This is a genomic window from Profundibacter sp. (assembly GCF_965277155.1).
In the GTDB taxonomy this organism is placed as follows: Bacteria; Pseudomonadota; Alphaproteobacteria; order Rhodobacterales; family Rhodobacteraceae; genus Profundibacter.
This window is the reverse complement of sequence record NZ_CBDIBV010000004.1, coordinates 349,480-360,931: the sequence shown is the minus strand read 5'-3', so window position 1 is coordinate 360,931 and position 11,452 is coordinate 349,480. Positions and strand designations below refer to the sequence as shown.

General features: G+C 57.5%; 10 protein-coding genes. 9 read left to right on the top strand and 1 reads right to left on the bottom strand.

The window, feature by feature from the left end:
• The first annotated feature begins 7 nt into the window (after positions 1 to 7).
• From ACQY4M_RS03735 to ACQY4M_RS03710, 6 genes are all read left to right on the top strand, one after another.
• On the top strand, positions 8 to 700 hold the full coding sequence (locus ACQY4M_RS03735) for a type 1 glutamine amidotransferase (RefSeq protein WP_428540985.1): 693 nt from the start codon (positions 8 to 10) through the stop codon (positions 698 to 700).
• Positions 700 to 2,061, top strand: coding sequence for a glutamine synthetase family protein (locus tag ACQY4M_RS03730; protein WP_428540982.1), 1,362 nt, complete (start codon positions 700 to 702; stop codon positions 2,059 to 2,061). The genes ACQY4M_RS03735 and ACQY4M_RS03730 overlap by 1 nt, the downstream gene beginning before the upstream one ends.
• Positions 2,058 to 3,107: an NAD(P)/FAD-dependent oxidoreductase gene (locus ACQY4M_RS03725; RefSeq protein ID WP_428540979.1), complete on the top strand. Its 1,050-nt coding sequence runs from the start codon at positions 2,058 to 2,060 to the stop codon at positions 3,105 to 3,107. The genes ACQY4M_RS03730 and ACQY4M_RS03725 overlap by 4 nt, the downstream gene beginning before the upstream one ends.
• Positions 3,108 to 3,151: 44 nt before the next feature.
• Positions 3,152 to 4,195, top strand: coding sequence for an IS5 family transposase (locus tag ACQY4M_RS03720; protein ID WP_428539227.1), 1,044 nt, complete (start codon positions 3,152 to 3,154; stop codon positions 4,193 to 4,195).
• Positions 4,196 to 4,449: 254 nt separating this feature from the next.
• Positions 4,450 to 5,493 (top strand): IS5 family transposase, encoded by a 1,044-nt coding sequence (locus ACQY4M_RS03715; RefSeq protein ID WP_428539227.1) that lies wholly within the window; start codon positions 4,450 to 4,452, stop codon positions 5,491 to 5,493.
• 193 nt (positions 5,494 to 5,686) lie between these two features.
• On the top strand, positions 5,687 to 5,971 hold the full coding sequence (locus ACQY4M_RS03710) for a hypothetical protein (RefSeq protein WP_428540976.1): 285 nt from the start codon (positions 5,687 to 5,689) through the stop codon (positions 5,969 to 5,971).
• Positions 5,972 to 5,983: 12 nt separating this feature from the next.
• On the opposite strand, the gene ACQY4M_RS03705 is transcribed toward ACQY4M_RS03710, so the two are convergent.
• The gene (locus tag ACQY4M_RS03705; RefSeq protein WP_428539582.1) at positions 5,984 to 7,210 is read right to left on the bottom strand and encodes an IS256 family transposase; all 1,227 of its coding nucleotides are present in this window, start codon (positions 7,208 to 7,210) and stop codon (positions 5,984 to 5,986) included.
• 218 nt (positions 7,211 to 7,428) lie between these two features.
• Here ACQY4M_RS03705 and gpmI point away from each other — a divergent pair, with 218 nt between their 5' ends.
• From gpmI to ACQY4M_RS03690, 3 genes are read left to right on the top strand one after another with little or no spacing between them, the layout of a single operon-like run.
• Positions 7,429 to 8,955, top strand: a complete 1,527-nt coding sequence (gene gpmI, locus ACQY4M_RS03700; protein WP_428540973.1) for a 2,3-bisphosphoglycerate-independent phosphoglycerate mutase — start codon at positions 7,429 to 7,431, stop codon at positions 8,953 to 8,955.
• Entirely contained in the window at positions 8,955 to 10,088 is a 1,134-nt protein-coding gene (locus tag ACQY4M_RS03695; RefSeq protein ID WP_428540970.1) for a murein hydrolase activator EnvC family protein, read from the top strand. The genes gpmI and ACQY4M_RS03695 overlap by 1 nt, the downstream gene beginning before the upstream one ends.
• Before the next feature lie 17 nt (positions 10,089 to 10,105).
• On the top strand, positions 10,106 to 11,443 hold the full coding sequence (locus ACQY4M_RS03690) for a S41 family peptidase (protein ID WP_428540967.1): 1,338 nt from the start codon (positions 10,106 to 10,108) through the stop codon (positions 11,441 to 11,443).
• The last annotated feature ends 9 nt before the right edge of the window (positions 11,444 to 11,452 follow it).

Below are 11,452 nucleotides of genomic sequence, written 5' to 3'. Positions count from 1 at the left end.
GTGATTAATGAAAATCGGACTTCTGATATGCGGCCATGCTTTAGAGCAGGTTGCAGATACCCACGGGGATTATGCCCAGTGGTTTAAAACCCTGCTGGATGGCTATGGCTTTACCTTCGACACCTATTATGTGGTCGACATGGATTTCCCCAAGGATGTGCATGACGCCGATGGCTGGTTGCTGTCCGGTTCCCCCCACGGTGCCTACGAGGATCACCCCTTTATCCCTCCGCTCGAGGATTTCATACGCAAGGCGTATGCCGAACACATCCCGATGGTGGGCATCTGTTTTGGCCACCAGCTGATCGCGCAGGCATTGGGTGGCAAGGTTGAAAAGTTCGACAAGGGCTGGGCGGTTGGCCGCCACGAATACAAGTTTGATGATCATGGCGATATTGCCCTGAATGCGTGGCATCAGGATCAGGTAATGCAGGTGCCAAAGGATGCCAAAGTCATCGCCAGCAGCGATTTTTGTAAGTACGCCGGTCTGGTTTACGACGACCGCGCCTACACCATCCAGCCGCACCCCGAATTTACCAATCCGGTAATTTCCGAATATATCACCCTGCGCCGCAACCCTGAAATCAATGACGACGCAATGATGGATCAGGCGCTGGAACATGCCAAGACTGACAATGATTCCGCCAAGCTGGCCGATGAAATCGCCACTTTTTTCAAACAACCGCGAAAGGCAAAGTGATGGCCGACTGGAAAGACAAACTGCCCGAAGCGGCGCGCGCCTATCTGGAGGGGCACCGTCTGGACGAGGTAGAGTGCATTATATCGGACCTGCCCGGCATCGCCCGCGGCAAGGCCATGCCCGCAACCAAATTCGCCAAGACCAAGCATTCCTACCTGCCCAACTCGATCTTTTATCAAACAATCACCGGCGGCTATGCGGACGAGGCCGAGAACGAGGAAAAGGGCTATACCGAACCCGATATGATCCTGAAGCCAGATTTTTCCACTGCCGCCGCCGCGCCGTGGACCGGCGACTGGACCCTTCAGATCATCCATGATTTGACCAACCGTGAAGGCAAACCCATTCAGGTTTCCCCGCGCAACGTTCTGAAACGGGTGGTGGAACTTTACCGCAAAAAGGGCTGGACGCCGGTCGTGGCCCCGGAACTGGAATTCTATCTGGTCGCCCGCAACACCGACCCGACCAAACCGATTGAACCGCCGATGGGCCGCACCGGTCGCCGCGCGGCTGGCCGTCAGGCCTATTCCATGTCCGCCGTGGACGAATACGGCCCAGTGATCGACGACATCTATGATTTCGCCGAAGCGCAGGGACTGGAAATCGACGGCATCACCCAGGAAGGCGGCGCCGGTCAGGTGGAAATCAACCTGCAACACGGCGACCCAGTGAAATTGGCCGACGAGGTCTTCTACTTCAAACGCCTGATCCGCGAGGCCGCCCTGCGCCATGACTGTTTTGCCACCTTCATGGCTAAACCGATCGAAGGCGAACCGGGATCAGCCATGCACATCCACCATTCGGTGCTGGATCAGGACGGCAACAACATCTTTTCCGGCCCTCAGGGCGGCGAAACCGATGCGTTCTTCCACTTCATCGCCGGAATGCAGGACCACCTGCCATCTGTCATCCCGCTGCTGGCCCCCTATGTGAACAGCTTCCGGCGCTATGTGAAGGACCAGTCCGCGCCGATCAATCTGGAATGGGCGCGCGACAACCGCACCGCTGGTATCCGTATCCCGCTGGGCGGCCCTAAAAGCCGTCGCGTGGAAAACCGGCTGGCGGGAATGGATTGCAACCCTTATCTGGGTATCGCAGCCTCGCTGGCCTGCGGCTATCTGGGCCTGATCGAGGGCAAGCGCCCGGATGCTTCTGTCAAAGGCGACGCCTCCGAGCGTGAAGAGGCAATCCCGCGCGATCTGCATTCGGCGCTAGAAGTGTTCGAAGCGGCCACGGATATGCACGAGGTTCTTGGCCCGCGTTTCTGCCGCGTCTACCGGATCGTGAAACGGGCCGAGATCAACGAATTCCTGCAAGTCATCTCACCATGGGAGCGGGAACACCTCCTGTTGAACGTATGAACCTGATCTACTCAAACGATAAACGCGGTAAGTATCCCGAAAGCTGGTATGCTGCCACCGCCACGCCGCTTGATCCTTTTCCGGACCTGAAAGGCGAAGTTACCGCCGATGTCTGCGTGGTTGGTGGCGGTTATACCGGCCTGTCCACCGCCTTGCATCTGGCCGAAGAAGGCTACTCCGTTGTGCTGCTCGAAGCGCAGCGTGTTGGTTTTGGCGCCTCGGGGCGCAATGGCGGTCAGGTCGGCTCGGGTCACAACATGGAGCAGGAGTGGCTCGAGAAGAAGCTGGGGAAAGAGGATGCGCGCAATCTTTGGGACATTGCCGATGCCTCGATCGACATCACTCGCAAGCTGGTCGCCAAACATGCCCCCGAAGCCAATTATCGTCCTGGTCATGTCGAAGCCTACTACACTGCAAAAGAGGCCGAATACGCCGCCCGCAAACGTGATTATCTTATAAAACATTATGATCATGACCGCACAGAGCTGTTAAGCAGTGCTGATATGGAAGCCCTGATCGGCAACCCCGCCTATGCCGGTGGCATACTGGATAAGACTGCAGGGCACCTGCACCCCTTGCGCTACGCCATTGGACTAGCCCGCGCCGCCGTGGCCGCCAGTGCACAGATTTACGAGGGCGCTTACGTCCACAGCATCCGCGAGGGCGCGAAAACAACGGTGCAAACCGAACGCGGCCGCGTTATCGCCGAACATGTTGTGCTGGCCTGCAACGGTTATTCCAACAATCTGGCCCGTAAAACCGCTGCCCGTGTGATGCCGATCAACAATTACATGGTCGCCACCGAACCGCTGGGGGATCGGGCAAAACAGGTGCTTTCGCGCGATGTCTGTGTCTACGACAGCAAATTCGTTCTGAACTATTACCGCATGTCCGAAGATGGCCGCCTGCTGTTTGGCGGCGGCGAAAGCTATGGCGTGAAATTCCCCGCCAATATCGAAGCCAAGGTGCGCAAACCGCTGGAAACGCTGTATCCGCAACTGAAGGGAACCTCTAAAAATCCCCCAAAATCCGGCCTGACGGGGTAGAATCGTCATCAGGATGAAAATGATTCGACCGACGGGGTTTTGTCATGGGTCAGATGGGATTTTTTGATCTTTCCAGCCGATACGCGGGACTGGACAAATCTGGTGATCCGCTGGTGTTGCTCAACGACATGGTGCCGTTCGAGGATTACCGGGACGAGCTGAAGGCCATATGGCGCACGCCGCCCGAACAGCGCAAATCCAACGCTGGCCGCCCGCCTTGGGATGAGGTGCTGATATTCAAGACGATGGTTTTGCAGCAGCTCTACAACCTCTCTGACGATCAGATCGAGTATCAGATCCGCGACCGCCTGTCGTTCATGCGGTTTCTCGGCCTTGGCATTGAAGACAGCGTACCTGACGCCAAGACCATCTGGGCCTACCGTGAAAGGCTGGCCGGGGCCGGGAAGATGAAGGAGCTGTTTGACAAGTTCGATGCCTTTCTGCGCGAAAAGGGCTATCTGGCGATGGGCGGGCAGATTGTTGATGCGAGCATCGTTCCGGCGCCGCGCCAGCACAACAAAAGGGACGAGAACGAGAAAATCAAGGCGGGCGAAACGCCTGAAGAGTGGGAGGAAAAACCCCACAAGAAGCGCCAGAAGGACGTGGATGCGCGCTGGACGAAGAAGCACGGCAAGAGCTATTACGGCTACAAGAACCACATCAATGTCGACCGGCGGCACAAATTCATCCGCGCTTATGATGTCACCGATGCCGCCGTGCATGACAGCCAGGCGCTTGCCGGTCTGATTGATGCGAGCAACACCTCATCGGACCTGTGGGCCGACAGCGCCTATCGCTCGCAAAAGATCGAAAGCGAGCTGGAAGAGCGGGGGCTTCACAGCCATATCCATCACAAGGGCAGGCGCGGCAAGCCGCTTGGCGAGCGCCAGCAAAAGGCCAACCGGAGGCGCTCGAAAGTGCGGGTCCGGGTCGAGCATGTATTCGCTTTTCAGGAGCGCTCCATGGGCGGCAAGCTGATCCGCTCCATCGGCCTGAAGCGGGCGCGATTTCGCATCGGGATGATGAACCTGGTCTACAACATGAAGCGCTTCGTCCAGTTCGAATGCGGCCTGGCGGCGCCGGGATAAGGGTTCATGGGGTGAGGTGTGCCTGAAATACCCAAAACCGGCTTGAAACCGGTGAAAATGGGTTTATGATCCGAAGCAATCAGGCGGGACAGGCGAAAAACCGTCCACCCCGCCGCGAAGAAGGCGAAAACGGGAATTTACAGAGGTTCCCTCAAGACTCATCCTTAGGGAACCTCTAAAAATCCCCCAAAATCCGGCCTGACGGGGTAGAATCGTCATCAGGATGAAAATGATTCGACCGACGGGGTTTTGTCATGGGTCAGATGGGATTTTTTGATCTTTCCAGCCGATACGCGGGACTGGACAAATCTGGTGATCCGCTGGTGTTGCTCAACGACATGGTGCCGTTCGAGGATTACCGGGACGAGCTGAAGGCCATATGGCGCACGCCGCCCGAACAGCGCAAATCCAACGCTGGCCGCCCGCCTTGGGATGAGGTGCTGATATTCAAGACGATGGTTTTGCAGCAGCTCTACAACCTCTCTGACGATCAGATCGAGTATCAGATCCGCGACCGCCTGTCGTTCATGCGGTTTCTCGGCCTTGGCATTGAAGACAGCGTACCTGACGCCAAGACCATCTGGGCCTACCGTGAAAGGCTGGCCGGGGCCGGGAAGATGAAGGAGCTGTTTGACAAGTTCGATGCCTTTCTGCGCGAAAAGGGCTATCTGGCGATGGGCGGGCAGATTGTTGATGCGAGCATCGTTCCGGCGCCGCGCCAGCACAACAAAAGGGACGAGAACGAGAAAATCAAGGCGGGCGAAACGCCTGAAGAGTGGGAGGAAAAACCCCACAAGAAGCGCCAGAAGGACGTGGATGCGCGCTGGACGAAGAAGCACGGCAAGAGCTATTACGGCTACAAGAACCACATCAATGTCGACCGGCGGCACAAATTCATCCGCGCTTATGATGTCACCGATGCCGCCGTGCATGACAGCCAGGCGCTTGCCGGTCTGATTGATGCGAGCAACACCTCATCGGACCTGTGGGCCGACAGCGCCTATCGCTCGCAAAAGATCGAAAGCGAGCTGGAAGAGCGGGGGCTTCACAGCCATATCCATCACAAGGGCAGGCGCGGCAAGCCGCTTGGCGAGCGCCAGCAAAAGGCCAACCGGAGGCGCTCGAAAGTGCGGGTCCGGGTCGAGCATGTATTCGCTTTTCAGGAGCGCTCCATGGGCGGCAAGCTGATCCGCTCCATCGGCCTGAAGCGGGCGCGATTTCGCATCGGGATGATGAACCTGGTCTACAACATGAAGCGCTTCGTCCAGTTCGAATGCGGCCTGGCGGCGCCGGGATAAGGGTTCATGGGGTGAGGTGTGCCTGAAATACCCAAAACCGGCTTGAAACCGGTGAAAATGGGTTTATGATCCGAAGCAATCAGGCGGGACAGGCGAAAAACCGTCCACCCCGCCGCGAAGAAGGCGAAAACGGGAATTTACAGAGGTTCCCCTTAGTATCTAAATGATCAAACACGGGGGTTCCGCAGAAAGTATGGAAAACATAAAACTTTGCATCAGATCCAAACAGGGAATTGAAGCAACAATAAGCAGTGACGGGAGTCAAAGCGGGGCAGAAGACTATTACTCCATTGTCACTATTAAAGGTTATATCACCGAAAAGAAGATATATGGTATCGACCCGGTGCAAGCTTTTTCACTTGGTTTAAGGCTAATTGAGCAACTTACAGAAAAGAAACGGCTAGAAGGTCAAGATGGTCAACCCGGTTGTGTCTCGAAAGTGGTGGAAATTGATTTCAGGCACCTCCGAGCGGGTTGAGTTATGCGCCGGTCAGGCGGCTTGGTCAAGGGTTGCGTCGGCGACGGGCTGAGCGAGCGTTTCCCAGCCATCGACCTTTCGCATGACGATCTGCCCCGAGGCCATCAGAGCCCAAAGCAGCATCGGCACGGTCTCGGCGCATGGCAGCACGGTCTGGGTCTTGATGCGGCGGCGGAATTCCTCGTTCAGGCGTTCGATCGCATTTGTCGTTCTGGCCGATTTCCACTGGCCTTGTGGCAGACGCGTGAAGGTGAAAAGCTTATCTCCTGCTTCTTCCAAGCTGTCAGCGACGGCCTTGCATTTCAGCCGCCATTTTCGCAGAAATGCCTTGCGGCGGGTGGCGATTTCCTCGGGTGTTTTGGCGTAGATCATGTCGCGGTAATCTTCTGTCAACTCATCATGCATACGCTTGGGTGCCTTGGCCAGAAGGTTGCGGTGCTTGTGCACCGTGCACCTCTGGATCGGCAGATCTTCACCCCAGAGGGCAATGAGAGCGACCTCAAGTCCCGGTGCCCCGTCCACGATGACAAATTCGGGCCGTTTCAACCCGCGCGCATCCAGATCGTTGATGAACTGACGCCAGGCGGAGGTGCTTTCGCCGCCCATGTTCATCAGTGATAACAAGACCTTCTGCCCATCCCGGCGCACGCCAATCGCGGCCAGAACCGAGATATTGGTGGCCTTCCTGTCAATCCGCGTTTTGATCACGGTGCCGTCCAGGATCAGCCGCACGATGTCTTCATCCGCAAGGCTGCGGGCGCACCACGCCTGCCAGTCCACCTTCACCTTGCGCCAGGCGCGGCTCACCACATCCTTGCTGACCGCCCCCTGAAACAGGCCGAACAGGGCGCGTTTTACCCGCCGTGTGTTGGTGCCCGAAAGGTAGACAGCAGCGATCAGCGCCTCGGCCTTCTTCGTCAGCCGCTGGTAGCGGGGCAATGCCTTCGAGCGCCATTCTCTGGCCTTGCCGGCCTCGCCTGTGATCCGCGCACGCGGCACGCGCACCGTTTCGGTTCCAAATGTTCCGACCAGTTGCCGCTCGCGATGCCCGTGGCGGTATCCGGCCTTTGCCCCGCCGCTGCGGCCATACCGGCAACGGCCCAGAAACTGCTCCAGCTCCTCTTCGAAAACCGCCTCGATCGTCGCGCGGATGTTCTGGCGCAGCCGGTCTTCAATCGGGTCATAGCCTGCTTCATTGGCCAGTAGCGCGGATGTCGATGTTGCTGTATTCTTTGTCATGGCGTGATCTCCTTGGCGGTTCCAGCCGCCGGTTGGGTGGCTTCGATGCACCCGGAGATTACGCCGTCCTCGAATTTCCACCAAACTCGCGACACTACCGTCAACCCTTAGACGGTTCCTCTTGGACTGTAGATGTGGAATGCTAACTGTTTAACCCAGTTGCCCTCCCTCCTTTCCGGTCGTAAAACACTTCTGACCTTCCAAAAGGGACCACACCCATGACCACACCCAAACCCGTTGTTCTGTGCATCCTTGATGGCTGGGGTATCCGCGAAGCGGACGATGCCAACGCCCCCGCCCTTGCCGATACGCCGAATTTTGACCGTATCCTGCGCGACTGCCCGTCATCGCAACTGATCACCCACGGCCCCGATGTGGGCCTGCCCAGCGGGCAAATGGGAAATTCCGAAGTGGGGCATACCAATATCGGCGCTGGCCGTGTGGTGCCGATGGATCTGGGAATGATTGATCTGGCGATCGAGGATGGCAGCTTTTTCAATAACCCCGCTTTGCTGGATTTCATTGACAAGCTGAAGGCATCGGGCGGTACTGCACATCTGTCCACTCTGGTGTCGGACGGCGGGGTGCATGGCCATATCAACCACATTATCGCCGCCGCGCAGGTAATTGCCGCTGCGGATGTGCCCGTTCTGGTTCATGCCCTAACAGACGGGCGCGATGTGCCGCCGCAATCGGCTGCGGATTTCATCAATGATCTGGAAAACCGTCTGCCGGATGGGGCGAAAGTGGCCACCGTGATTGGCCGCTATTACGCGATGGATCGCGACAACCGTTGGGAACGCGTGCAACTGGCCTATGAGGCGATGGTTCACGGCAAGGGACTGAAGGCCGATACCGCAGCGGATGCCGTTGCCCAATCCTATGCCCGCGATGAAACCGACGAATTTATCAAACCCACGGTGATTGCCGGCTACAAAGGGATGCAGGATGGTGATGGACTATTCTTCCTCAGCTTTCGCGCCGACCGCGCCCGTGAAATACTGGCGGCCATCGGTCAGCCGGATTTCGATGCGTTTGATCCCGCACCACGCCCCAAACTGGTGGCGATGCTGGGAATGGTCGAATATTCCGACAAACACAACGCCTATATGACCACCGTTTTCCCCAAACGGAATCTGGTGAACACGCTGGGCGAATGGGTGGCCAAACAGGGCCTGCGCCAGTTCCGGCTGGCGGAAACCGAAAAATATCCGCATGTCACCTTCTTTCTGAATGGTGGCAAGGAAGAGCCGGAAAAGGGCGAGGACCGCTATATGGCCCAAAGCCCCAAGGTGGCCACATATGACCTGCAACCGGAAATGTCGGCCGCCGAATTGACCGACCATCTGGTGCAGGCAATCGAGGATCGTTATGACCTGATCGTCGTCAATTACGCCAACCCAGATATGGTGGGTCACACCGGCAGCATTCCCGCCGCGATCAAAGCTTGTGAAGCCGTGGATCAGGGACTGGGCCGTGTATTGACTGCGCTTAAAAAAGCCGGTGGCGCAATGATCGTTACTGCGGATCATGGCAATTGTGAAACCATGATTGACCCCGAAACCGGCGGACCGCACACAGCGCACACCACCAACCCCGTGCCGGTGATCATGGTGGGCGGGCCAAAGGGGGCAACCCTGCATCAAGGGCGCTTGTCGGACCTTGCGCCGACCTTGCTGGAGCTGATGCACCTACCCAAGCCACCGGAAATGACCGGCCACAGCCTGATCGACAAACCGGCCTGATGCGTCATCTATTCCTAACGTTTACGCTGCTTATGTTGGCTCCGGTTGCATGGGCTGAACCCGATGCAGCGTTTCTGGCTAAACGGGCAGCATCACAGTTAAACGCGGCATCATTGGCGCTGAGGCAGGCGGACAAGGCCAGCGACCGGATTGCTGCGCTGACCCAAACCGTTCAGGCCTATGAAACCGGTTTGGTCGCAATGCGCAAAGGTATGCGCCACGCCGCCATTCGCGAACAGTCGCTGCAACTGGAATTCGATGCCAAACGTGATGAAATAGCGCAATTGCTGGGCGTTCTGATGAGTATGGAATCCACATCCCCCCCGCTGTTAATGTTGCATCCCGCCGGACCCATCGGCACAGCGCGTTCCGGCATGATCCTGTCCGATGTCACCCCGGCCCTACAGGCACAGGCCGAAGAATTGCGCGGCCAGTTGGAAGAAGTGGCGCTACTGCACAGCCTTCAGCAAAGCTCGTCCGAAGTGTTGGCAAACGGGCTGAAAGAGGTGCAGACCGCCCGCACCAAACTATCGCAAGCAATTTCCAACCGCACCGATCTGCCCCGAAAATTTACCGAAGATCCGGTGAAAACCGCGATCCTGCTGAACAGCAGCGAAACACTGCAGGGGTTTGCAAGCGGGTTGTCGCACCTTGCCGATGATGGCGAGCGGGAAATCGACCTGCCCGTGTTTGCCGACGCCAAAGGCACCCTGCCGCTGCCCGTCAATGGCACAATCCTGCGCCACTATAACGAAGCCGACGCCGCCGGAATCCGCCGCCCCGGCCTGTTGTTTGCAACCCGCCCGCTATCCATCGTCACCACCCCATGGCCTGCTACGATCCGCTATCGCGGCCCGCTGCTGGACTACGGAAACGTGATGATTCTGGAACCATCAGACGGTTACCTTCTGGTGCTGGCTGGTCTAAAACAGGTCTACGGCGAAATCGGCGAAGTCCTGCAAGCGGGGGCGCCGGTGGGGCTGATGGGCGGAAATGCACCGAATAATAGCGATTTTTTGTCACTTTCCGGTGATAGCGCTGGTTCAACACGCACAGAAACGCTCTATATAGAGTTGAGACACGGGAAAGAGACATTGGACCCCGAACCATGGTTCATACAAAAACCGGACTAAGCAAGGATTAGGAAACTATGAAGAAATTCGTCATGGCCGCTCTGGGCGGCACTTTGGCCGGCGTCATCGCCACAACGCAGATTGCCGGTCCGCTGATCGCTCAGGAAACCGCAAGCAAAGCGACTGTGTATGAACAGCTGGACCTGTTTGGCGATGTATTCGAGCGCATTCGCGCGCAATATGTCACCGAAGTAGACGAGGGCGATCTGATCGAAGCTGCGATCAAAGGGATGATGGCATCGCTCGATCCACACTCCAGCTATCTGCCGCCAAAAGATTTCGACGACATGCAAGTGCAAACCCATGGCGAATTCGGCGGTCTGGGCATCGAGGTGACGCAGGAAGACGGCTTTGTAAAAGTGGTTTCGCCGATGGACGGCACCCCGGCCGATGCCGCTGGTGTCGAAGCTGGCGATTTCATCACCCATGTGGATGGCGAAAGCCTGCTGGGTCTGGACCTGAACGAAGCGGTTGATCTGATGCGCGGGCCAATCGGGTCCGAGATTATCATCACAGTGGTGCGTAAAGGCAAGGACGAGCCGTTCGACATTTCAATCATCCGCGACACTATCAAACTGACTGCTGTGCGTTCGCGTACAGAAGGGCAAACCGTGGTGCTGCGGGTTACCACCTTCAATGATCAGACCTATGCCAACCTGAAAAGCAATCTGGAAAAATCGGTCGAAGAAGTTGGCGGCATGGACAAGGTGAACGGCTTTGTTATCGACCTGCGCAACAACCCGGGCGGGCTGCTGACACAGGCCATCAAGGTATCCGACGCCTTCCTCGAAAGCGGCGAGATCGTATCGACCCGTGGGCGCACACCACAGGACGGCGACCGTTTCAACGCCACCCCCGGCGATCTGGCACAGGGTAAACCTGTTGTTGTCCTGATCAATGGCGGTTCGGCCTCGGCCTCGGAAATCGTTGCTGGCGCGCTTAAGGACCATCGCCGCGCGGTTGTGGTTGGCACCAAAAGTTTCGGCAAAGGTTCGGTCCAGACCATTATGCCTGTGAAAGGCGGCGGCGCGATGCGCCTGACCACGGCGCGGTATTACACCCCGTCGGGCCGCTCGATCCAGGGTCTGGGTGTATCGCCCGACATTATTGTCGAACAGCCACAGCAAAATCCGGACAAGGACGCAATCGACGGTCAACGCCCGACATTCCGGTCCGAAGCCGACCTGCGTGATGCGCTAAACAACGACAGCTACACCGAAGAGGAGCGCCGCCAAATCGAGGAAGAGCGCGCCAAGGCCGAAGAGGCCGCCAAACTGCGCGAAGAGGATGCGCAATTGGCCTATGCGGTTGATCTGCTAAAGGGTTTGTCGGCCCTTGCACCAAAAGACCAGTAATAAGGACGG

What these genes read in the sequence shown, in the direction of transcription:
- ACQY4M_RS03735 (WP_428540985.1), top strand. Translation starts at nt 8, where the DNA reads ATGAAAATCGGACTTCTGATATGCGGCCATGCTTTAGAGCAGGTTGCA.
- ACQY4M_RS03730 (WP_428540982.1), top strand. Translation starts at nt 700, where the DNA reads ATGGCCGACTGGAAAGACAAACTGCCCGAAGCGGCGCGCGCCTATCTG.
- ACQY4M_RS03725 (WP_428540979.1), top strand. Translation starts at nt 2,058, where the DNA reads ATGAACCTGATCTACTCAAACGATAAACGCGGTAAGTATCCCGAAAGC.
- ACQY4M_RS03720 (WP_428539227.1), top strand. Translation starts at nt 3,152, where the DNA reads ATGGGTCAGATGGGATTTTTTGATCTTTCCAGCCGATACGCGGGACTG.
- ACQY4M_RS03715 (WP_428539227.1), top strand. Translation starts at nt 4,450, where the DNA reads ATGGGTCAGATGGGATTTTTTGATCTTTCCAGCCGATACGCGGGACTG.
- ACQY4M_RS03710 (WP_428540976.1), top strand. Translation starts at nt 5,687, where the DNA reads ATGGAAAACATAAAACTTTGCATCAGATCCAAACAGGGAATTGAAGCA.
- ACQY4M_RS03705 (WP_428539582.1), bottom strand. Translation starts at nt 7,210, where the DNA reads ATGACAAAGAATACAGCAACATCGACATCCGCGCTACTGGCCAATGAA.
- gpmI (WP_428540973.1), top strand. Translation starts at nt 7,429, where the DNA reads ATGACCACACCCAAACCCGTTGTTCTGTGCATCCTTGATGGCTGGGGT.
- ACQY4M_RS03695 (WP_428540970.1), top strand. Translation starts at nt 8,955, where the DNA reads ATGCGTCATCTATTCCTAACGTTTACGCTGCTTATGTTGGCTCCGGTT.
- ACQY4M_RS03690 (WP_428540967.1), top strand. Translation starts at nt 10,106, where the DNA reads ATGAAGAAATTCGTCATGGCCGCTCTGGGCGGCACTTTGGCCGGCGTC.